The sequence below is a fragment of the Taklimakanibacter deserti genome (assembly GCA_003574785.1).
In genome coordinates this window covers 25,113-45,637 of the sequence record QORU01000030.1, presented here as the reverse complement: position 1 = coordinate 45,637, position 20,525 = coordinate 25,113, and the positions used below count along the sequence as shown (strand labels likewise).

Genomic DNA, 20,525 nt, shown 5'->3' with positions numbered 1-20,525 from the left:
TCGCAGCAACGCGGAGGGCTTGGTGGCTCCCGGCAGAGCGACCCGTCCTGCCAGTCTAATCCCCGGCACAGGACACCAGAAGGGTACAGGGAGGGGCCCAATGCGAAGCAATGGGAGGGTGAGGAGCATCTGCGCCATTATGCTCCGCTGAATGGAAATTGCATCGCTACATGTGAGGGAGCGAGATGTTAGCGCCATGCCCCTCACCCTTCCCGCCGCTCCGCGGCGGGCCCCTTCCCTCTCCCCGCTTCGCGGGGCGAGGGTGTGAGCGTGCAGAAACGCAACAGGAGTTTGACCATGTCGCCCACCGCCTTCTGGCCCTCGCTCTTCGTCTCGTCATGGCTGGGGGATGCTCCCTCGATCCCGGCGCCGAGATTGGTGATGACCGAAAGGCCCGCCACGGCGAGGCCGAAGCGGCGCGCCAATATGACCTCGGGCACCGTCGACATGCCGACGGCATGGGCGCCCCAGGACTGCGCCATGCGGATCTCCGCCGGCGTCTCGAAGCTGGGCCCCGAGAACCAGACATAGACGCCTTCATGAAGCTTGACCTTCTCGGCCTTGGCCGCCTGCCGAAAGTCCTCGGCCAGTGCCGCATCATAGGCCCTGGTCATGGGCACGAAGCCCTTATCGCCCTCTTCGCCGATCAACGGATTCATGCCGGAGAAATTGATGTGATCGGTGATGAGCATGATGCTGCCGGGGCGCATATCGGGTTTGAGCGAGCCGGCGGCATTGGTGAGGATGAGTCGCGTGACGCCGAAAACCTTGAGCGCCTCGATCACCGGCCGCATCACCGCGGCATCGCCCTTTTCGTAAGGATGGCCACGCCCGCGCAGCACCAGGATCGGCTTTTCGCTCAGATGGCCGGCAAAGACCTCGCCCGAATGGCCGGAGATTTTCGGCACCGGAAAGCCCGGCAGATCCCGATAGGGGATGCGCACCGGTGCTGCGACGGCTTCCGCCACCGGCCCCAGGCTCGAACCCAGGATGATCGCGGTCTCGGGACGCAGCGTGCCGAGCCGCTCGCGCAATATGTCGACCGCCCTGATCATGCGAGATTGTCCGGGCCGAAGGAGGACGGCAGCAGCTCGCCCAGCGTGAAGCTGCGCTTGATCAAGCCCCGCTCGTCGCAGACATGGATGACGAGATCGTTTCCACCGAATTCGCGCAATTTCTGCCGGCAGCCGCCGCACGGCGTCACCAGCGCATCGCCGGCACCCACCACGGCCGCCTCGGTGATCCTTTTGCCGCCGCCCATGATCATCGCGGCAATGGCGCCGGCTTCGGCACAGGTGCCTTCCGGATAAGCGGCGTTCTCGACATTGCAGCCGGCATGCACCTGGCCATGCTCGTCCTTGACCGCGGCCCCCACCAGGAAGCGCGAATAGGGCGCGTAGGCATGGGAGCGCGCCTTAACGGCCGCAGCGATGAGCGATGTGTCCGCCACTATTTTTCCTTCACATAAGGCACGCCGCCCGCTTTCGGCGCCACGGCATGGCCGATGAAGCCCGCGAGCAGGATGACGGTCAATATATAGGGCACCGCCTGCATGAGCTGCACCGGCACGACGCCGATGCCGGCGATGGGAACGCCCTGCAGGCGGATGGAGACGGCATCGAGGACGCCGAACAGGAGGCAGGCCCACATGGCGGGGATCGGCCGCCATTTGGCGAAGATGAGTGCTGCGAGAGCGATGAAGCCTTTGCCCGCCGTCATATATTCGATGAAGCCGGCGCTCTGAGCGATCGACAGATAGGCGCCGGCGAAGCCGCACAAGATCCCACAGCAGATCACCGCGGCATAGCGCATCGCCTCGACCGAAATGCCGGCCGTGTCGACGGCGGCAGGGTTCTCGCCGACCGCGCGGAGCCGCAAGCCGAAGCGCGTGCGATAGAGGAGCCACCAGGTCAAGGGCACGGCGAGGAAGGCGGCATAGACCAGGATATTCTGGCCGGAGAGAATCTGTGAGTAGACCTGGCCGATGATAGGCACGCCGCGCAATGCCTCGGCAAAGGGCCATGCCGAGCCCAAGAAACGCTCGTCGGCGGTGAGCTGCGGCGTCTGGCCGCCAATCTTGAACCAGGTTTCGCCCAATTGCGCGGTGAGGCCGGCGGCGATGAAATTGATCGCCACACCGGAAACGATCTGGTTGCCGCGATGGGTGATCGAGGCGAAACCGTGGATCAGGGCGAAGAGCACCGAGGCCAGCACCGCGGCAAGGAGACCGAGCCAGGCGGAGCCGGTGAGCGCGGCGACGGCGCCTGCGGTGAAGGCGCCGATCAGCATCTTGCCTTCGAGGCCGATATCGAAGACGCCGGCGCGCTCGGAATAAAGACCGGCAAGGCAGGCGAAGAGCAGCGGCACCGAGAAGCGGATCGCCGAGCCCGAAACCTGCGCGATGAGATCGAGCCATGCCATCTCAGGCTTCCTTCGCTTTGAGCCGCGAGCCCTGGAAAAATCTCGCGATATGCGGGCGGAACATGTGCTCGAGCGCACCCGCGAACAGGATGACGAGGCCCTGGATGACGACGATCATGTCGCGGGTGATGGTCGGCTTCTCGAAGGAGAGATCGGCGCCGCCCTGGTAGAGCGCGCCGAACAGGATCGCGGCGAGCACGATGCCGAAGGGATGCGAGCGCCCCATCAGCGCCACCGCGATGCCGACGAAGCCGTAGCCCGAGGTGAATTCGAGCAGCAGGCGGTTCTGCGCGCCCATGATCTCATTGAGGGCGAGGAAGCCCGACAAGGCGCCCGAGATCAGCATGGCGATGATGATCAGCCGCTGCGGCTTCATGCCGGCATAGGCGGCGGCGGCCGGATTGGCGCCGAGGACGCGCAATTGATAGCCGAGCGTCGTGTGCCACATGAGCAGCCACACCGCGACGGCGCAAATGAGCGCCCAGAGGAAGGCAAGATTGAGCGGCGAGCGCGCGACAGTGATGCCGAGGCCCGCCAGCACATCATGGATGAGCGGCAGATGGGCGTTGGGATCGAAGGTGCGCGTCTCGGGATTCATCGAGCCCGGCGGGGAGAGCACATTGACGAGCAGATAAATCATCAGCGCCGAGGCGATGAAATTGAACATGATCGTCGTGATGACGACATGGCTGCCGCGCTTGGCCTGGAGATAGGCGGGGATGAAGGCCCAGCCGGCGCCGAAGAGGGCAGCACCCGCTATGGCGAGCGGGATGATGATCACCATGGGAAGCGCGCCGAGCCCCAGGCAGACGAGGGCTACGCCGAGGCCCCCCAGATAGGCCTGGCCCTCGGCCCCGATATTGAACAGGCCGGCATGGAGGGCGACGGCGAAGGCAAGCCCCGTGAAGATGAAGTTGGTCGTGTAGAACAGCGTATAGCCGAGGCCTGAGCCATAGCCGAAGGCGCCGTTCAGCATGATCCCTAGGCTTTCCAGAGGTGATTCGCCGATCGCCAGGAAGACGAGGCCGGTGATGATAAGGGCGGCCAGGAGATTGATCAGCGGGATGAGGCCGATATCGACCCAGCGCGGCAGCTCTCGCTGAGGGCCGCTCACGCCGCCGCCCCCGCCATCATCAGGCCGATCTGCTTCTCGGGCGTCTCCGGCGCGCATTCGCCGGTGATGCGGCCGCCGCACATGACCAGCACGCGGTCGGCAAGCCCCCTGATCTCGTCGAGCTCGACCGAGACGAGGAGCACCGCCTTGCCGCGGTCGCGCATGGCGATCAGCCGCTTATGGATGAATTCGATGGCGCCGATATCGACGCCGCGCGTCGGCTGGCCGACGATCAGGAGATCGGGATCCTGCTCGATCTCGCGCGCCAGCACGATCTTCTGCTGGTTGCCGCCGGAAAACAGGCCGAGCCGCAAATAGGGATCCTGCGGCCTGACGTCGAAATCCTCCATCTTCTTGGCGGTGTCGGCGAGGATGGCGCGGCGATCCTGGAAGAGGCCCTTCTGATAGACCTCATCGCCGTGATAGCCAAGGATGACATTCTCGCAGGCATCGAAGGAAGTGACGATGCCGAGACGATGACGGTCCTCCGGCACATGGGCGAGCTTCTGGGCCCGGGCTTCCGCCGCATCGCAGGGCAAGAGCTTGCCATTGAGCAGGATCTCGCCCGAAGCCCTCGGCCTGATGCCGGTGATCGCTTCCAGAAGCTCGCTCTGGCCATTGCCGGCGACACCGGCAATGCCGACGATCTCGCCGGCGCGCACGATGAAGGAGACGTCGTCGACCTTCACCGTGCCGGCCGAATCCGTCACCACGAGGTTCTTCACCTCGAGCACGGTGCGCTCGGGGACGCGCTCGGATTTGACGACGCGCAGCAGCACGCGGCGGCCGACCATGAGCTCGGCCAATTCTTCGGGCGACGTCGCCTTCGTCTCGACCGTCGCCACCATCTCGCCACGGCGCATGACCGAGACGCGGTCGGTCACCGCCATGATCTCCTTGAGCTTGTGGGTGATGAGGACGATGGTCTTGCCCTGGGCTTTCAGCTGCTTGAGGATGCGGAACAGATGCTCGGCCTCGCTGGGGGTGAGCACGCCTGTCGGCTCATCGAGAATGAGCACCTCGGCGCCGCGATAGAGAGCTTTCAGGATCTCGACGCGCTGCTGCAGGCCAACCGGCAGATCGTCGATTTGGGCGTCGGGATCGACCTGGAGCCCATAATCCTTCTCCAGGCGCTCGAGCTCGCGCCGCGCCTTGCCAAGCCCCTGATTGAGGATGAAGCCGCCTTCGGCGCCGAGCACGACATTCTCGAGCACGGTGAATTTGCCGACCAGCATGAAATGCTGATGCACCATGCCGATGCCGGCCTTGATTGCATCGGTCGGGCGCGTAATCGGCGTCGGCTTGCCGTCGACGCTGATCTCACCCGAATCGGCCTGATAGAAGCCGAAGAGGATCGACATCAGGGTCGATTTGCCGGCGCCGTTCTCGCCCACGATGCCGTGGATCGTGCCCTTCTCGATCTCGAGCGATATGTCCTTGTTGGCGTGGACCGGGCCGAAGCGCTTGTCGATATGGGCAAGGGCGATGGCGGGAGGTGCCGCCATCGCTCGTCCGTCAGTCATGATCAAGGCCCGGTCAGTAGGGGCAAGCGGAATCCGCCATATAGTCGTGGACCTGAACGGTGCCGGCCTTGATGTCGGCTTCCGCCTTGTCCACCGCCGTCTTCATCTCGGGCGTGATGAGTGACTTGTTGTTGTCGTCGAGCGCCCAGCCGACGCCGCCTTCGGCAAGACCCAGAACGGTGACGCCCGGCTTGAAGCTGCCGTCCTGCCCGGCCTTGAAGACATTGTAGGTCGCGACATCGACGCGCTTCAGCATCGACGTCAGCACATGTCCCGGATGCAGCATGTTCTGATTCGAATCGACACCGATGCCGAGCTTGCCGGCATCCGCCGCCGCCTGCAGCACGCCGATGCCGGTGCCGCCGGCGGCGTGATAGACGACATCGGCGCCACGGTCGAATTGCGACTTGGCGAGCTCGCCGCCCTTCACCGGGTCGGTCCAGGCGGCACCCGTGGTGCCGGTCATGTTCTGGAACACCTCGGCGTCCTTCTTGGCCGCCTTGACGCCGCCGACATAGCCGCAGGCGAAACGACGGATCAGCGGGATGTCCATGCCGCCGACAAAGCCGACCTTGTCGGTCTTGGAAGCAAGTGCGGCGAGCACGCCGACGAGATAGCTGCCCTCCTGCTCCTTGAACACGATCGAGGCGACATTCGGCGCTTCGACGACCATGTCGATGATGGCGAATTGCGTGTTGGGGAATTCGGCCGCGACCTTCTTCACCGCCTCGGCATGGCTGAAGCCGATGGCGACAACGGGCGAGAAGCCGCGCTCGGCGAATTTGCGCAAGGCCTGCTCGCGCTGGCTGTCATTCTGGATCTCGAAATCCTGATAGGCGACGCCGGTGTCGGCCTTGAACTTCTCGGCACCCATGAAGGCGCTTTCGTTGAAGGACTTGTCGTTGCGTCCGCCGAGATCGTAGACGACCGCGGGCTTGACATCCGCCGCTAAGCTTGCGCCCGCCATCAATGCCGTCATGGCAACGGCCGCAAACAGCTTCCTGATCATGAAAACCTCCCTGTCGGTTTTTTCGTTGTCCAACCCTAGCGCGAAACCGGACAAAGGGGAATTATCCCCTCCGGTCACGTGCCAAATTTCATCTCTGAGCCAAAAGCCCCGGCCAGCGATGGGTCCAGTTGACGCCAGTCGGCTGTCATTTGCAAGGCACCGAAAGGATGAGCCTTAAATCCCGCCCGCCTTGAAATAAGGGCTTGCGCGCAACATATTAGGGAGGCCTCCGGTGCCCTTGGGGCCGGACGGATGAGCTGCTTTCAAAAGGGCCCGTCATGACTCGCGTTTCGCTGTTTTCCAGCCCCTATCTGCTCGGATTCGACGATTTCGAGCGCATTATCGACAGGGCCGCGAAATCGGCCAATGACGGCTATCCGCCTTACAACATAGAAAGGGTGGCGCGCGGCGAAAACGCTCCCGAAAAATTCCGCATCACCCTCGCGGTCGCGGGATTCTCGCGCGACGAGCTTGAAATTACGCTCGAGGAAAACCAACTCATGATTAGGGGCCGTCAGGTTGACGACGGGTCCCGCGCCTACCTCCACCGCGGCATCGCCGCCCGCCAGTTCCAGCGTGCTTTCGTCCTGGCGGAGGGTGTCGAGGTGAAGAGCGCGCAACTCGAAAGCGGCCTGCTCGCCATCGATCTCGAGCGGCCCGAACCACAAAGGATCGTGCGTAAGATCGACATAAAAGGAGTCTGAGCCATGACCGGACCCGAAACCGAAAAGAAACTCGAAGTCGCCACCGAAGAGCTGGCCGTGCTGGGCAATGGTGCCCTGGGCTATATCCGTGAAATCGAGCCCGACCACGCCGCCAAGCTTCTCGGGCCCCAGATCAACGTGCCCGGAGACATCAGGCTCTACTGCCTCTATGGCGCCGACGGCACCCCGATGTCGATTTCGGCCAGCGTCGAGGCCGCCTTCGCGGCTGCGCGTGAGCACGAGCTGACGCCCGTCACCGTCCACTGACAATTTCAAATTCCGGAGAGCAAAACGCCCTTGCGAGAGATCGGAAGGGCGTTTTCCTTTGTCCTCGTCCGGCATCGCTCGGTTGACAATACTTCGCAGCAAATGCGACCTTCCCGAGGCTAGTCCGAGGGGCACGGGTCAACTCGATCGCATGGGAGAGCATATTGAGTCCGGTGACGCTTGTGACTGGAGCCTCGCGCGGGATTGGCCGGGCCATAGCCGAACGACTGGCCCGAGAGGGGCATGAACTCATCAACCTGTCTCGCTCATATCCGGGGAAGGACTTTCCCGGGGTGAGCTATTCCGTCGACCTCAGCGACGCCAAGGCGCTCGGGAAGGTGCTGGAAAAGCTCTGCGCCGAACATTCAGTCGACAACCTCGTGAACAACGCCGCACCGGGAGAACGCGCCGTCCTGGAAAAAATTGCAATGGCCGAGCTCGACCGGATGGTCGATACCAATCTGCGCGCCGCAATTCTCCTCGCTCAAGCCATCGTTCCCGGAATGCGAACCAAGGGACGCGGCAGGATCGTGAACATCGGCAGCCGGGCGGCGCTGGGATTGGCGGGCCTGTCAGTGTATGGCGCGATCAAGGGCGCGCTCGTCTCGGCGACCCGAAGCTGGGCTCTTGAACTGGCGCGCGACGGAATAACGGTGAATGCGGTCGCGCCGGGACCGATTGCCACGGCGATGTTCGATAAAAATTTTCCACCCGACAGCCCGCGCAGGAACACTATCCTTGCTTCGATTCCCGTCGGCCGCATCGGAGCGCCGGCCGACGTCGCAGCGGCGGTGGCTTTCCTGCTTTCCGATGATGCATCCTTCATCACCGGCCAGACTCTCAATGTCTGCGGCGGCCTCAGTATTTCGTCCACGCCCTTCTGACGGTGAGGCTGGCCGAACCGGGACGGCCCTTGATTCTGGCAACAGCCGAACCCAGGTCCTAGAACGCGAAGCGCACTTCGCCGAAACCCGACCAGCTATCGTAATCCTCGCGATCCTCCCAATCGACGCTGAGCGCCGCCGAGAGCGCATCCGACGAGAAGAAGCTCAATCCACCGCCGAGATTGAGCACGTCGCGGCCGGGCCGCACACCTTTGGTCACGAAGCTCGCCTGCGGCGCGCCCAGATCGCCGCCGAAGGTCGAGGTCGTCACCTGGCGATCGCCGATGACATCATACTGGTAGCTCGCCCTGAGCCACGGCACCACCGCATGGCCATCGCCGATGATGGGTGCCGCGAGCCTGACGCCGATGCCGGGCAGGAGCTGCTCATAATCCTGATCGTCCACCTCGAGGCTCAAGCCCTCGTCGCTGTCGCCGTCTTCGTCATAGGCGCCGATGTCGATATAGCTGTAGCGCAGACTGACGAAGGGCGCGATGTTCGGGCCCGCCACATCGCCGATCACCGTGCCCACCATGGCTCTCGCCGTCACCTGCCAGCCGTCATAGTCCGACGTCTTGGTGTCGCTGAAATCGCCGCCGGGCGTCGAAACGTCGATCGAGCGCCTGCCGTCATAGTCGTTCCATCCGCCGCCGACGACGCCCGTTGCCCACCAGCCATCGCTCTCCCAGGCGCCGTAGAGCGAGCCCTGGTAGCTCTGGATCTCGAGCCTGGAGTCGTTGACATCGTCGCCATCGAAGGTGCTGTCGACATAGGCCAGCGTGGCGCCGAGGCGCAGGCCTTGGCTCACTTCGGCATCGGCGCCGACCACGCCATACCAGCTGTCGCCATCCCAGCCCGCGACCGGACCGCCGGGCCCGTCCTGCTCATCCTGCTCGCCCGTACCACCGCCGATGCGGACCCACAGCGCGCTTTGCGGCGCATAGGGCTCGACGACATCCGCAGCGGGACTGACCCGCGTGCCGCGGGCGAGCTCCGCCGCCATGGCCATCTCGTTGCCGCTGCTGCCGGGATTGAGACCGGCAAGCCGCGAGTCGATCGACTGCAGCACCGAATCGAAGGCGATCACCGAGCCCATGAGAGCCGCGCCATTGGCGATCGGCAGCGTCTGCTCCAGCGCATTGGCGAGCTCGTCCTCCTCGGTGATGCTGTCGAGCAGGCCCAGGAACGCGTTGAGCTGGCCCGAGGCGTTGCCGTTCTGGCCGATGCTTTCGAGCGCGCTCGCCGCATTGCGCTGGTTCGGCGTCAGGCCGAATGAAGCAGCGTCGAGCGGCGTGCGAATCACGTCGAGCAGCAGGTCGTTATCGTCGGGGCCGCCGACATAGGCGATGAACCGCAGCGTCAGCGTGTCGTTATAGGCCGTGTCCATGTCCGCCAGCGTGCCGGCGACATTCGTCGCGCCATCGATGGTGAGATCGTCCTCCACATCGGCCAGCACGATCCCTGTCGCCGCCGGTGTGAAGCCCAGGAAGTCGTTATAGATGCGGATGCTGGTATCGGTGTCGGTGACGAGGTCGCCTTGGGTGATGCCGAGGAAGCTGTTGACGTTGAGCTTGCCATAAGTCGCGGCGCCCGCCGTCGGATGCGCGATGCCGAAGCCCAGCATGTTCCCGGCTCCCGCCGATGAGACCGGGGCGGAGATCGTCGCCGTGTCGCCGCCCGCCACGAACAGCAGGCCGTTATTGTCGAACCCCGAGCCCGGGATAAGCCCCACCTGGACTGTCACATTGTCATCGAGCCGCATCACCGCGCCCGCGGCGATCAGAAAATCCGCCGCCTGCATGTTCTGATGCACGAACAGCGCGCCGCTATTGACGTTGATCGACGATGGGCCGGAGTTGGGATTGAGTGAATGGATGCCGTTGGTCTCGAAGCCGAATGGGCCGGTCAGCGGGTTGAAGCCGCCATCGCCCGGCGTCGTCTCCAGCGTCACCGCGGCGAGGTCGTAATCGACCTTCGAGCCGGACAGACCAATGATATTGCCGTTGATGATGCCGCCCTCGATGGTGAACGTGCCGTGGCCGATGGAGACGCTGCCGGAAATGATCCCCGTGTCCCGGTTGATGATGGTGGTGGCCGTGCCGATATCGGCGAAAATGGCCCGGCCGTTGTCGGCGGTGCCCAGAAACTCGAGATTGCCGCCAGTGCCGCCGCGGATGATGCCCGCATTGTCGAGCACGCCATCACCGGCAAGCGTGCCGTTCAAAAACACGGCTGTTCCGTTCGATGCGGTGTGCTGGATCGTTCCGAAAAACTGGTTGACGATCGATCCTTCCATGGACTCGATGAAGATCGTGCCCCCGCCGGCCGCACTGGTGATGACCGAATTGTTGGTGATGTCGCCGGTGCCGCTGGTGATGAGTACAGCCCGACCGCTGCCGCCAACGATGGCGCCGAGGCCGTCGCCCAAACCGTTATTGATGGTGAAAGCAGCGCCCCCCAAGATCTCGATGGCGGCGGTGCCCGAGCCGGTGTTGCTGATCGTGCCGTTCTGGTTGTCGATCGTCACCATGCCCGTGCCGAATGACCCGTCGACATTGATTGCGCGCGAGTTTCCATTGCTCGACGCGTTGGTGATGAAGCCGTTATTCGTGATGTTGACGGCGACGTCAGGACTGAGCACGGCGATGGCGCCGCCGGTCGTGCCGGCGCCCCGGATCAGGCCGCCGGTGGTGTTCGCGATGCTGAGCGCCGCGCCGTCAATGCTGTCCGCCTTGATGGCGAAGCCGTCGGCAGGGCCCGTCGCGTCGGTCACCTCGATCGTGCCGGCATTGGAGATGGCGCCCGAGAGCGAGGCGCCGGCCTCGAAGCTGATGGCGCTGGCGCCCTGGCCGGTGGCGCGGATGACGCCGTCCGCCTGGTTGTCGACGGCGCCGGTCACGTTGGCGAGCGAGTCGAAAACGATCGCACCCGAATCGGAGCCGGTGGCGCTGGCCTGGATCAGGCCGCTGTTCGTCACCGTGCTCGTCGCATCCAGGAAATAGAAAATCCCCTGGCCGTCGGTGCCGCCATTCACCTGGGTGATGGTGCCGGCATTGCTGATATCGGCGCTGCTGCCGGTGCCCGCGAACTCGATGCCCCTGCCGCCGGCATCGCCCTGGATGACGCCCGTCACGTTGTTGGTGACGCCGCCGGTCAAGGTGGAGTTCAAGAAGCGAATGGCGCCGCCCCCATAGAAATTCTGATTGCCGGTCACGATGAGCCCGTCATTGGTGATGGCGCCGGTCACGGTTCCGGAGCCGACGAGATGGATGGCCGCGGCCGCCGCGGCGCTGATCGTGGGCGTCGGATCGCCGGGATCGAGCTTCGTGTTGTCGATCGATACCGTGGCGCTGCCGGCGATATGGATGGCATTGGCGCCGGTGGTCGCGCCCAGATTCGCGATGGTGCCGTGGTTGTCGATGTCGAGGCCGGCGCCCGGCAGCACCTCGATAGTGGCCGACGTGGCATCCGCGTCGGCGCGGATCGTGCCGTTGCTGTTGACCAGGATGTTCATCCCGGTGAAGGCGTTGGCCAGCACCGCGCTTTGTCCTATGCCGGTCACCGTGCCCGCCCCGACATTCGGGGGTGTGCCTGTGGTCAGGCCGACCGTAAGCGACGTGTTGTTATTGCTCATGGTAACGGCCGTAGCCGTGGACACCTCGAGTTCGGCGCCGCCGGTCACCGTCAGAGTGTCGCCATTTCCGGCGATCGTTTGCGGCGTGGAGGTGTCCGTGATGATGAATGTGTCGATGGCCCATGCAGTCCGGTCGACGGTGGCAGTGCCCGCGAGCACGGCAAACGCCGCCAGAGAGGTCGTCGACAACAGCGACGTCAGCGAATTGCGGCGCATGAGTAACCCCCGTCGTCTGAGACGCCGGAAAACAGCCACACCCAGGGATGCGCGCTGGCGGCGTTCTCCCCCCAAGAAATACCGCCCTGGATATTACCTTAAATAAATTCAATCAGCAGTGGAAAATTTGGCTCCAGGCGGATTTGTCCGCGCTGTTGCCGAAACATCACATGGGGCAAGCCACAATGCACGGCATTTGCACGAAACAGACGGGAAACGCGCTCATCCAGGATGACCGGGCTGGAGGGGCTCTAGGCGGCGTGCGGGGTCGCGGCGGGCTCGGTGAGGATGGCGTAGAGGCCCTCGGCCGTGTCGGTGCCGCGCAGCTTCGCCACCACGTCGTGGTCGCGCAGCAACCGCGAGATGCGGGCGAGCGCCTTCAGGTGATCGGCGCCGGCATGCTCGGGCGCCAAAAGCAGGAAGACGAGATCGACCGGCTCATTGTCGACGGCATCGAATTCGACCGGCGCCGCGAGGCGCGCGAACAACCCATAGACGCGCGTCAGCGTCGGTATCTTGCCATGCGGGATGGCGATGCCGTGACCCAAGCCGGTGGAGCCGAGCTTCTCGCGCTGCAACAGCGTCTCGAAGATCACCCGATGATCGATCGCGGTCAGCTTGCCGGCCGCATGGGCGATCTCCTGCAGGAGCTGTTTTTTGCTCTGCACCTTGAGCGACGGCAGGATGGATTGAGAATCGATGATCTCGGCGAGGTTCATGATGTTCGTATTTCCTTGTTGCGCGCGCGTGAGGCTCAGGGAGCCGCGCCGAGATGAGGATCGATCCACCCGATATTGCCGTCGGGCCGGCGATAGACGACATTGAGGCCGCCATCACGCGCGTTGCGGAACAGCAGGAACTGGCCGGTCGAGATGTCGAGTTGCATCACGGCCTCGCCCACCGAAAGTTCCGGCACGTCGGCGGAACTTTCCGCAATGATGACAGGATTGAGATCCTTCGGCTCCTCGGCATCGTGCTCTCCTGCGCTCGCAATGACGTAGTCGGCGGCAGCGCGCCGACGTACCGGCTCGACGCGGCTGTCATTGTGATCCTTGAGCCGGCGCTTGTAGCGCCTGAGCTGCTTCTCGAGATGGGAAGCCGCCTTGTCATAGGACGGCATGGCTTCAGAACCGTGACCATGGGCTTGAAGAACGAGACCGGTCGCGAGATGCAGCGTGCAATCGGCGGTGAACTGCGAACGCTGCTTCTCGAGCGTGACATGCCCCGAGACGGTGCCGTTGAAATACTTCTCGGCGATATCGAAAAGGCGATTCTCGATATGCGCCCGCAAAGCTGCGCCAATGTCCAGATTTTTGCCAGTGATCTTGACCTGCATTTTACCTGACAGTGTTTATCGACTTGGCCCATCCAATGTGGGCGGTGCGGCGTCCGGCGTCAACTGCCGAAAAGCTTCTATGACCGTCTTTCGGCTGCCGCTATGTCAGAGAGGACCAGCCCCCTCTAAAACGGCGCGGAAACTAGTCGCGGGCGGAAGTGAAGTCAACCTTATTCGGCGGCTCAAAGGGAGGCTTACGAACCGAAGGCGTTCTTTTCCCGCCGGTGCTGCACCGATGATGGAATGCCTAAGGATTCCCGATATTTAGCGACCGTTCGGCGGGCGATGTCGATGCCCTCGGCCTTGAGCATCTCGACCAGCGTGTCGTCCGAGAGGATGTTCGCCTTGGTCTCGCGCTCGATCATCTCGCGCAGGCGATGGCGCACGGATTCGGCCGAATGGGCCTCGCCGCCCATGGCCCCGCCGATCGCGGTGGTGAAGAAATATTTGAGCTCGAAGATGCCGCGCGGTGTGGCCATGTATTTGTTCGAGGTGACGCGGCTCACCGTCGATTCGTGCATCTCGATCGCATCCGCCACCGTCTTCAGATTGAGCGGCCGCAGTTGCTGGACGCCATGGACCAGGAACCCATCCTGCTGGCGCACGATCTCGCGCGCCACTTTCAGGATCGTCTTGGCGCGCTGGTCGAGGCTGCGCACCAGCCAGGTGGCATTGGCGTGGCATTCGGACAGATAGGTCTTGTCCTGATCGCGCATGGGCCCGCGCGAGACCTGCACCATGTAGCGGTTGTTGACGAGAACGCGCGGCAGCGTGTCGTTGTTGAGCTCGATCAGCCAGGTGCCGTCGGGTGCGGGCCGCACCGACACATCCGGCACCACCGGCTGCACCGGATCCGCGCCGAAGACGTGGCCGGGCTTGGGATTGAGGCGGCGCAATTCGGCGATCATGTCACGGATGTCGTCGGCATCGACCTTGCACAGCGACTTGAGTCCGGCGAAATCGCGCTTGGCGACCAGATCGAGATGCTCGACGAGGGTCCGCATCGCCGGATCGAGCCGGTCCAGCTCCTTGAGCTGCAGCATCAGGCATTCCTTCAGGTCGCGGGCAAAAACGCCGGCGGGATCGAAACCCTGAAGAACGCCGAGCACGCGCTCGACATGGGCGATGTCGGTGCCCAGCATCTCGGCCACTTGCGCCGGGTCGCTGGTGAGGTAGCCCGCTTCGTTCACCATGCCGATCAGATTCTGCCCGATCAGCCGGTCGGCCGGATCGGCAATGGTCAGCATCAATTGCTCGGTCAGATGCTCGGCCAGCGTCTTCTCGCGGCTGAGCGTGGCGCCGATATCGAGCTCATCCTGATCGAGCGATACGGCGCGTGAAGGTTTGAGCGACGCCCAGCCGGAATCGGCCGGCGCCGCGCCGGCGCGATTGGCGGCATCGGCGCGGCTCTCGCCCTGATAGACGTTGTCGAGATCGGTATCGAGGGTGGCGAGCCGTTCCTCGGCACTGGCGCCGTCCTTCATGGCGCTGGCGACATCGCGTTCCTGCGCTTCGGCGCCAGGCCCTTGCGCCTCGCGCTTCTCGTCACGCTCGAGCAAAGGATTCTTCTCGAGCTCGCTTTCGACAAAAGCCTGCAGCTCGAGATTGGACATTTGCAGAAGCTTGATCGCCTGCTGCAATTGCGGCGTCATGACCAGGGACTGGCCCTGTTTCAGCTCTAGTCGCGGTGACAGCGCCACGTAGCGCTCCTTCCCTGCCTCTCAAATTTGGGGGAACATTCCCATTGCGGATCGGGATGCGCCCTCATAGGCCCGGGCGTAGCATACACGGTCTTAAAATGCACTAAAACCGCAGCTTTACAGGCTGAAACCTTCGCCGAGATAGAAGCGCCGCACATCGGGATTGTTGACGATTTCCGAAGGCGTGCCCTCGGTCAGGACCTCGCCCTCATGGATGATGAGGGCGCGGTCGATGAGCTCGAGCGTTTCGCGGACGTTGTGATCCGTAATAAGCACCCCGATTCCCCGAGCGGTAAGCTGTCGCACCAGCTGGCGAATATCACCGATCGCAATCGGATCAATTCCGGCGAAGGGCTCGTCGAGGAGCATGAATTGCGGGTGGGTGGCAAGGGCGCGGGCGATTTCCACGCGGCGACGCTCACCGCCAGATAGCGCCACAGCTGGCGAATGCCGTAGATGCGAGACGGAAAACTCATCGAGTAACTCACGCAACTCACTTTCGCGCCGCTTGCGGTTGGGCTCGTGGAGCTCCAACACGGCTCGAATATTGTCCTCAACCGTGAGACCGCGAAAGATCGAGCTTTCCTGGGGCAGATATCCGATGCCGAGCCTCGCCCGCTGATACATGGGCAGGGTGGTGATATCCGTCCCGTCGAGGCTGATCGTGCCCTGGTCGGCGGCGATGAGGCCGGTGATCATGTAGAACACCGTCGTCTTGCCGGCGCCATTGGGTCCAAGCAGCCCCACGGCCTCGCCACGCCTGACGGAGAGGTTGACCCCCCTGACCACCGGCCGGCGCCCGAAGCTCTTGCGGAGCCCTATGGCAACCAGCCCGTCATCCGGCGGCAGATCGCGCGAGCGGGGCTGAGGCGCCCGCTCCACCATCCGATGGCCGCGCCCTGAAGCCAAATCCTGCTTGCGGGGCCGCACGGCCGTCATTGCCTCACCGTTCTGCGTCACCTGATTACCGCCCATTTAGATTAATATTGGGTGAAACATGATCTGTCACTGCCCGGGCACGAAGCTGCCCTTGACCCGCCCGCCGGTCAACTCGCTGCGGTTGGTGTTGAGATCGACGAAGAGCTGCTCGCCATTCATCACCGTCTTGCCCTGCACCACCTTGGCGCCGCCCTTCACGGTGAGCTTGTTGGCCTTGACGTCCATATGGGCCGTCCGGCCCGTGACCGTCTGGGTGCCGCTGACGATCACCACATTGCCGGCGGCATCGAGGAAGGTGACCTCGGTCTTCTTCTCGCCCTGAGCGTTCGGCTCTTCGGTATAGGTCACATCGAGCGTGTCGCAGGTGAGCGTCACCTTGCCGCGCACCGCCTTCACCTTGCCCTTGAAAACCGCCTTCTTCTGCTGATCGAGAATCTCCATCTGATCGGCTTCGATATCGACATTCTTCGGCGTCTTGGCTTCCGCAGGCTTGGTGTCGACGGCTTGGGCTGTGGCCGGGAGCTGAGCCAGGGCCAGACCGGCAAGCACGGAAAGTACAGCTAGGCTGGCACGAAGGATCATTGGTCGTCTCCTTGCGACTTGGTGTTCGTCTTGGTGTTCGTGAAGTGTGCCTTAACACCGTTCAGGAACAATATATTGTTGCCATCATTGGTTATTTCCACCCCATTGGCATTGATCGTGCCCGTGGTGAGCTCGACGGCCACCGGAACATTGCTGGTCAGCCGCTTCTCGCCGACGACCACATGGGCCTTGTCCATGCGCGCGGTGAAGCGGCCGGCCGACTTGACCACCACGTCGGTGTCGAGATCGAGCGTCTTGACGTCGGAATCGTAGAGCCCTTTCTTCGACTCGAACGTGATCGCTTCGCCGTTGGTGCGGTTGGTGGCGCCCGAGACCTCGTCGAGCGCGATGAAGTTGGGCTTGTCCTTGTCCTGGACCGCGTTCCTGGCGGAGATCGAATAGGGCCGGTTCTGGCTGTCGAGACCGGTGATGGTGGAATCGACGACCGTCACCTGATCGTGCGAAACGGCGGTCTGGTCCACGGGCTTGGGCGCGGACGTGAATGCGCCGGTCTGATAGAGGAAGATCAGGAGCAGGAGCACGACCACGCCAGCGAAGGCGCCCGACACATAAGGCGCCAAGCGGGCGCGCGCGGCAGCCTTGGCGGTGCGGCCGCGCGGCACGCGATGTACGGCGTCAATGCGCAAAGACATCGTCTTCCGTCCAACCCATGAGGTCGAGCTCGGCCCGCACCGGCACGAAATCGAAACAGGCCCGGGCGAGGCCTTTGCGCCCTTCGCGCTCGAGCATCTGATCGAGCCTGGATTTCAGCTCGTGCAGGTAGAGAACGTCCTGCGCGGCATATTGCTTCTGCGAATCGCTCAACACATGGGCGCCCCAGTCGGAGCTTTGCTGCTGCTTGTTGATCTCGATGCCGAGCAGCTCCTTGACGAGATCCTTGAGGCCATGCCGATCGGTGTAGGTGCGGGTGAGCTTGGATGCGATCTTGGTGCAGTAGAGAGGCCCCGTCTCGACGCCCAGATAATGCTTGAGCGTGGCGACGTCGAAACGCGCGAAATGGAAGATCTTGAGCGCCTGGCGATTCTCAAGCAGCGCCTTGAGGCGGGGCGCTTCGTAGGTCGAGCGATCGAGCTGGACCAGATGGGCATTGCCGTCGCCCGAGGATAGTTGCACGACGCACAATTTGTCGCGCAGCGGATTGAGACCGAGCGTTTCGGTATCGATCGCGATCTCGGACCCGAGGTCGAGCCCCGCCGGCAAATCACCCTTGTAGATTTTTATCGCCATCCGTCAATCGATCGCCGCGCATCACCCGTCACGCGGCTGCCCAATGTCTCAATGTCGTTTCGGTCAGATAACGGGCTCGCCGGGCCGAAGCTCGGGGAGTGCAAATTGGTGCCCAGAAGAGGACTCGAACCTCCACGCCTCTCAGCGCTAGTACCTGAAACTAGTGCGTCTACCAATTCCGCCATCTGGGCATTGCGGGGGTTCATAAATGACCCTATGCGTCAGTGTCAACTGATCGGCTTGTGCCGGGTGATTTGGGCTTTGCAAAGGCGGGACCCCCCGGTAAAAAGCCCAAATCCCGCCAACATGATGGATTTGACGGCCTTGACCCTCGCCCCTTCCGAGACCCTGATCACCCTCATTGGCGGCTCCGGCTTCCTCGGCCGGCACATCGTGCGCAGCCTGGCGAAGCGGGGGTATCGCATCCGGGTCGCCTGCCGCAGGCCCGATCTCGCCGGCTATGTGCAGCCTTTGGGTGTACCGGGCCAGATCATGCCGGTCCAGGCCAATGTGCGCTATCCGGATTCCCTCGCCGCCGTCTCGGAAGGCGCCCATGCGGTCGTCAACCTGACCGGCGTCCTCACTAGCGCCGGGGCGCAAAGCTTTGATGCCATTCATGTCTTTGGCGCCGAGGCGTCCGCCAGGGCGGCCAAGGCGGCACGCGCCAAGATGTTCATCCAGATGTCGGCGATCGGTGCCGACGCCCATTCCCCGAGCGCCTATGCGAAGACAAAGGCCGCGGGTGAGCAGCGCGCCCGTGCCAATTTCCCCGGCGCCATCGTGCTCAGGCCCTCGATCGTCTTTGGGCCTGAGGACAATTTCTTCAACCGTTTCGCCGCCATGGCCCGCTTTTCGCCGGCGCTTCCCCTCATTGGCGGCGGCACCACCAAATTCCAGCCGGTCTTCGTCGGCGACGTTGCCGAGGCAGTGACCCGCCTCATCGATGCGGGCCTAGCTTCCGGACGCACCTACGAGCTGGGCGGGCCTGAGGTGATGAGCTTCCGCGAGCTCATGGAATTCACCCTCCAGACCGTCGGGCGTAAGCGCCTCCTCGTTCCCCTGCCCTGGCCGGTGGCCAGGGTCCAGGCCATGATCCTCGAGCTCCTGCCCAAGCCGCTCCTCACCACCGATCAGGTCGAGCTGCTCAAGACCGACAATGTGGTCAGCGCGGAAGCCACGGCCGAGCACCGCACCTTCGAGGGCCTCGGCATCACGCCGCGCGGCATCGAAGCGATCGTACCGGCCTATCTCTATCGCTATCGCAAGGCGGGCGAGTTCTCGGCGCCGGCTTTCTGAATCCAGCTCAGGTGCTCGCCACGCTCAGCGGAAAGCCCCAATAGATCAAAGCGAGCAGGATCACGCCGAGCGCGATCCGGTAGATCACGAAGGGCAGGAAGCTCATGCGGCGCAGAAGCTGCATGAGAAAGGCTATGGTCGCGAAGGCGACCACGAAAGTGAGCGCGCCGCAAATGATTGAATCCCAGGTGATCGCCACACCGCGCTCGAGCGCATCGCCGATGATGAGAAGGCCCGCCGCCGCCGTCGCCGGTATCGAAAGCAGGAAGGAGAAGCGCGCCGCTTCCGGACGCTCGAAGCCCAGGCCGCGCGCCGCCGTCATGGTGATGCCGGACCGGCTGGTGCCGGGATTGAGCGACAGCGCCTGAGCGCAACCGACGATGACAGCCGGGACCCATGTCATGTCCGAGACCTTCCGGCGCATGAGCCCATAGGCATCGGCGATATACATGAGGATGCCGAAGACGATGGCGTTCACGGCGACGAGGGTCACGCTGCGCAGCTGGTCGCTGAGGCCGGTGAATTTGAGAAAGGCGCCGACCAAAATGATCGGAATGGTTCCGATCACCACATAGAAGGCAAGCCTCCCTTCGGCGGTAATCCGTCCCCTGAGCGCATCGAGTGACCCGCGGAGCATGGCCACCACGTCGCGCCAGAAATAGACGAGGACGGCGAGGAGCGAGCCCATATGGGTCATGATGTCGGTGAGAACGCCCTGATCGGCCCAATGGAAAAGCGCCGGCGCCAGGATGAGATGGCCGGAGGACGAAATCGGCAGGAATTCAGTGATGCCCTGGATCAGGGCGAGAAGGATGATTTGTTCAATAGGCATAACCAGACCTGTCGGATGAGCTTCCCCGAGAATCGCTTGCCGCCTGAGCCCGAGGGTTCTATATGCCGACTGACGGCACGGCAATGGCGGCGCGGTATTTGGCCGCTGTCTTTACGTAGTCTTTCCAAGGGTCCTGATGCCTCGTCTGCACCATTTCACGCTCGATCCCTATTCCCGCCGCATACGCCTTGCCTTGAATGAATATGGTACCGCGGTCGAATTGCGCGACGAGCAGCCCTGGGCGCCGTCTCCCGAGCTCTACAAGCTCAACCCGGCGGCGACGCTGCCGGTCTTCGTCGAGGACGACGGCAGCGCCATCAATGGCGTCGAGGCGCTCGGCGAATATCTCGAGGAGACGCGCAACGGCGCCATCGCCCTGATCCAGGGCGATGCCAAGGGGCGGGCCGAGGTGCGAAGGCTGGTCGGCTGGTTCGACACCAAATTCTATGCCGAGGTCGCCGAGCCGGTGCTGACCGAGAAGGTCATCCGCCGCTTCATGCCGCGCGAGCATGGCGGCGGATCGCCCGAGATGCCGCGGGTGCGCAAAGGGCTCGACCTGCTCAAGGCCCATCTCGATTATATCGGCCGGCTCGCCGACGGCCGCAACTGGCTCGCCGGCGACAATCTTTCGCTCGCCGATCTCGCCGCCGCCGCGCATCTCTCGGCGATCGACTATATCGGCGATGTTCCGTGGGCTGATTTTCCTTCCGCAAAGGCATGGTTCCAACGGCTGAAATCCAGGCCCTCCTTCCGCCCGCTGCTCGCCGACGTCGTGCGCGGCATCCCGCCCTCCCAGTCCTACACCGATCTCGACTTCTGA

At 63.4% G+C, this 20,525-nt stretch carries 20 protein-coding genes and 1 tRNA gene; 5 read left to right on the top strand and 16 right to left on the bottom strand.

Annotated features, from left to right (window positions below):
* Positions 1 to 203: 203 nt before the first annotated feature.
* From DS839_RS35490 to DS839_RS35465, 6 genes are read right to left on the bottom strand one after another with little or no spacing between them, the layout of a single operon-like run.
* Positions 204 to 1,055 carry a purine-nucleoside phosphorylase gene (locus DS839_RS35490; protein ID WP_119275288.1) on the bottom strand — a complete coding sequence of 284 codons (852 nt, stop codon included), beginning with the start codon at positions 1,053 to 1,055 and terminating at the stop codon, positions 204 to 206.
* Positions 1,052 to 1,453 (bottom strand): cytidine deaminase, encoded by a 402-nt coding sequence (locus DS839_RS35485; protein ID WP_119275292.1) that lies wholly within the window; start codon positions 1,451 to 1,453, stop codon positions 1,052 to 1,054. The genes DS839_RS35490 and DS839_RS35485 overlap by 4 nt, the downstream gene beginning before the upstream one ends.
* A complete protein-coding gene (locus DS839_RS35480) occupies positions 1,450 to 2,421 on the bottom strand; it encodes an ABC transporter permease (RefSeq protein ID WP_119275287.1) in 972 nt (323 codons plus the stop codon). The genes DS839_RS35485 and DS839_RS35480 overlap by 4 nt, the downstream gene beginning before the upstream one ends.
* Position 2,422: 1 nt before the next feature.
* The gene (locus tag DS839_RS35475) at positions 2,423 to 3,535 is read right to left on the bottom strand and encodes an ABC transporter permease (protein ID WP_368912108.1); all 1,113 of its coding nucleotides are present in this window, start codon (positions 3,533 to 3,535) and stop codon (positions 2,423 to 2,425) included.
* On the bottom strand, positions 3,532 to 5,040 hold the full coding sequence (locus tag DS839_RS35470) for an ABC transporter ATP-binding protein (protein WP_119275286.1): 1,509 nt from the start codon (positions 5,038 to 5,040) through the stop codon (positions 3,532 to 3,534). The genes DS839_RS35475 and DS839_RS35470 overlap by 4 nt, the downstream gene beginning before the upstream one ends.
* A gap of 31 nt (positions 5,041 to 5,071) precedes the next feature.
* Positions 5,072 to 6,067 carry a BMP family lipoprotein gene (locus DS839_RS35465; RefSeq protein WP_119275290.1) on the bottom strand — a complete coding sequence of 332 codons (996 nt, stop codon included), beginning with the start codon at positions 6,065 to 6,067 and terminating at the stop codon, positions 5,072 to 5,074.
* A 278-nt stretch (positions 6,068 to 6,345) separates the two neighbouring features.
* On the opposite strand from DS839_RS35465, the gene DS839_RS35460 reads away from it, so the two are divergent.
* From DS839_RS35460 to DS839_RS35450, 3 genes are all read left to right on the top strand, one after another.
* The gene (locus DS839_RS35460) at positions 6,346 to 6,771 is read left to right on the top strand and encodes an Hsp20 family protein (protein ID WP_119275285.1); all 426 of its coding nucleotides are present in this window, start codon (positions 6,346 to 6,348) and stop codon (positions 6,769 to 6,771) included.
* 3 nt (positions 6,772 to 6,774) lie between these two features.
* A complete protein-coding gene (locus tag DS839_RS35455; RefSeq protein WP_119275284.1) occupies positions 6,775 to 7,038 on the top strand; it encodes a DUF1150 family protein in 264 nt (87 codons plus the stop codon).
* Between the two features lie 173 nt (positions 7,039 to 7,211).
* A complete protein-coding gene (locus DS839_RS35450) occupies positions 7,212 to 7,922 on the top strand; it encodes an SDR family oxidoreductase (protein WP_368912110.1) in 711 nt (236 codons plus the stop codon).
* 58 nt (positions 7,923 to 7,980) lie between these two features.
* On the opposite strand, the gene DS839_RS35445 is transcribed toward DS839_RS35450, so the two are convergent.
* From DS839_RS35445 to DS839_RS35405, 9 genes are all read right to left on the bottom strand, one after another.
* On the bottom strand, positions 7,981 to 11,772 hold the full coding sequence (locus DS839_RS35445) for an autotransporter family protein (RefSeq protein ID WP_119275282.1): 3,792 nt from the start codon (positions 11,770 to 11,772) through the stop codon (positions 7,981 to 7,983).
* Between the two features lie 251 nt (positions 11,773 to 12,023).
* Entirely contained in the window at positions 12,024 to 12,491 is a 468-nt protein-coding gene (gene ptsN / locus DS839_RS35440; RefSeq protein WP_119275281.1) for a PTS IIA-like nitrogen regulatory protein PtsN, read from the bottom strand.
* A 35-nt stretch (positions 12,492 to 12,526) separates the two neighbouring features.
* Complete coding sequence (gene hpf / locus DS839_RS35435) at positions 12,527 to 13,108, bottom strand: ribosome hibernation-promoting factor, HPF/YfiA family (RefSeq protein WP_119275280.1); 582 nt, start codon at positions 13,106 to 13,108, stop codon at positions 12,527 to 12,529.
* A gap of 194 nt (positions 13,109 to 13,302) precedes the next feature.
* Positions 13,303 to 14,808, bottom strand: coding sequence for an RNA polymerase factor sigma-54 (gene rpoN, locus DS839_RS35430; protein WP_119275279.1), 1,506 nt, complete (start codon positions 14,806 to 14,808; stop codon positions 13,303 to 13,305).
* A 117-nt stretch (positions 14,809 to 14,925) separates the two neighbouring features.
* Positions 14,926 to 15,783 (bottom strand): LPS export ABC transporter ATP-binding protein, encoded by an 858-nt coding sequence (lptB, locus tag DS839_RS35425; protein ID WP_119275278.1) that lies wholly within the window; start codon positions 15,781 to 15,783, stop codon positions 14,926 to 14,928.
* A 30-nt stretch (positions 15,784 to 15,813) separates the two neighbouring features.
* Positions 15,814 to 16,329 carry an LptA/OstA family protein gene (locus tag DS839_RS35420; RefSeq protein WP_119275277.1) on the bottom strand — a complete coding sequence of 172 codons (516 nt, stop codon included), beginning with the start codon at positions 16,327 to 16,329 and terminating at the stop codon, positions 15,814 to 15,816.
* Positions 16,326 to 16,982, bottom strand: coding sequence for an LPS export ABC transporter periplasmic protein LptC (gene lptC / locus DS839_RS35415; RefSeq protein ID WP_119275276.1), 657 nt, complete (start codon positions 16,980 to 16,982; stop codon positions 16,326 to 16,328). The genes DS839_RS35420 and lptC overlap by 4 nt, the downstream gene beginning before the upstream one ends.
* Complete coding sequence (locus tag DS839_RS35410) at positions 16,966 to 17,577, bottom strand: ribonuclease D (RefSeq protein ID WP_119275275.1); 612 nt, start codon at positions 17,575 to 17,577, stop codon at positions 16,966 to 16,968. The genes lptC and DS839_RS35410 overlap by 17 nt, the downstream gene beginning before the upstream one ends.
* Positions 17,578 to 17,683: 106 nt before the next feature.
* Positions 17,684 to 17,768: transfer RNA gene (locus DS839_RS35405), tRNA-Leu, on the bottom strand.
* Positions 17,769 to 17,883: 115 nt separating this feature from the next.
* Between DS839_RS35405 and DS839_RS35400 the strand changes: the two genes are divergently transcribed.
* Positions 17,884 to 18,873: a complex I NDUFA9 subunit family protein gene (locus tag DS839_RS35400; protein ID WP_119275274.1), complete on the top strand. Its 990-nt coding sequence runs from the start codon at positions 17,884 to 17,886 to the stop codon at positions 18,871 to 18,873.
* A 7-nt stretch (positions 18,874 to 18,880) separates the two neighbouring features.
* Here the strand turns inward: DS839_RS35400 and DS839_RS35395 are convergent, their stop codons facing one another.
* Entirely contained in the window at positions 18,881 to 19,705 is an 825-nt protein-coding gene (locus tag DS839_RS35395; RefSeq protein WP_119275273.1) for an undecaprenyl-diphosphate phosphatase, read from the bottom strand.
* A 136-nt stretch (positions 19,706 to 19,841) separates the two neighbouring features.
* On the opposite strand from DS839_RS35395, the gene DS839_RS35390 reads away from it, so the two are divergent.
* Positions 19,842 to 20,525 (top strand): glutathione S-transferase family protein, encoded by a 684-nt coding sequence (locus tag DS839_RS35390; RefSeq protein ID WP_119275272.1) that lies wholly within the window; start codon positions 19,842 to 19,844, stop codon positions 20,523 to 20,525.

What these genes read in the sequence shown, in the direction of transcription:
- DS839_RS35490 (WP_119275288.1), bottom strand. Translation starts at nt 1,055, where the DNA reads ATGATCAGGGCGGTCGACATATTGCGCGAGCGGCTCGGCACGCTGCGT.
- DS839_RS35480 (WP_119275287.1), bottom strand. Translation starts at nt 2,421, where the DNA reads ATGGCATGGCTCGATCTCATCGCGCAGGTTTCGGGCTCGGCGATCCGC.
- DS839_RS35470 (WP_119275286.1), bottom strand. Translation starts at nt 5,040, where the DNA reads ATGGCGGCACCTCCCGCCATCGCCCTTGCCCATATCGACAAGCGCTTC.
- DS839_RS35465 (WP_119275290.1), bottom strand. Translation starts at nt 6,067, where the DNA reads ATGATCAGGAAGCTGTTTGCGGCCGTTGCCATGACGGCATTGATGGCG.
- DS839_RS35460 (WP_119275285.1), top strand. Translation starts at nt 6,346, where the DNA reads ATGACTCGCGTTTCGCTGTTTTCCAGCCCCTATCTGCTCGGATTCGAC.
- DS839_RS35455 (WP_119275284.1), top strand. Translation starts at nt 6,775, where the DNA reads ATGACCGGACCCGAAACCGAAAAGAAACTCGAAGTCGCCACCGAAGAG.
- DS839_RS35445 (WP_119275282.1), bottom strand. Translation starts at nt 11,772, where the DNA reads ATGCGCCGCAATTCGCTGACGTCGCTGTTGTCGACGACCTCTCTGGCG.
- ptsN (WP_119275281.1), bottom strand. Translation starts at nt 12,491, where the DNA reads ATGAACCTCGCCGAGATCATCGATTCTCAATCCATCCTGCCGTCGCTC.
- hpf (WP_119275280.1), bottom strand. Translation starts at nt 13,108, where the DNA reads ATGCAGGTCAAGATCACTGGCAAAAATCTGGACATTGGCGCAGCTTTG.
- lptB (WP_119275278.1), bottom strand. Translation starts at nt 15,783, where the DNA reads ATGGGCGGTAATCAGGTGACGCAGAACGGTGAGGCAATGACGGCCGTG.
- DS839_RS35420 (WP_119275277.1), bottom strand. Translation starts at nt 16,329, where the DNA reads ATGATCCTTCGTGCCAGCCTAGCTGTACTTTCCGTGCTTGCCGGTCTG.
- lptC (WP_119275276.1), bottom strand. Translation starts at nt 16,982, where the DNA reads ATGTCTTTGCGCATTGACGCCGTACATCGCGTGCCGCGCGGCCGCACC.
- DS839_RS35410 (WP_119275275.1), bottom strand. Translation starts at nt 17,577, where the DNA reads ATGGCGATAAAAATCTACAAGGGTGATTTGCCGGCGGGGCTCGACCTC.
- DS839_RS35400 (WP_119275274.1), top strand. Translation starts at nt 17,884, where the DNA reads ATGATGGATTTGACGGCCTTGACCCTCGCCCCTTCCGAGACCCTGATC.
- DS839_RS35395 (WP_119275273.1), bottom strand. Translation starts at nt 19,705, where the DNA reads ATGCCTATTGAACAAATCATCCTTCTCGCCCTGATCCAGGGCATCACT.
- DS839_RS35390 (WP_119275272.1), top strand. Translation starts at nt 19,842, where the DNA reads ATGCCTCGTCTGCACCATTTCACGCTCGATCCCTATTCCCGCCGCATA.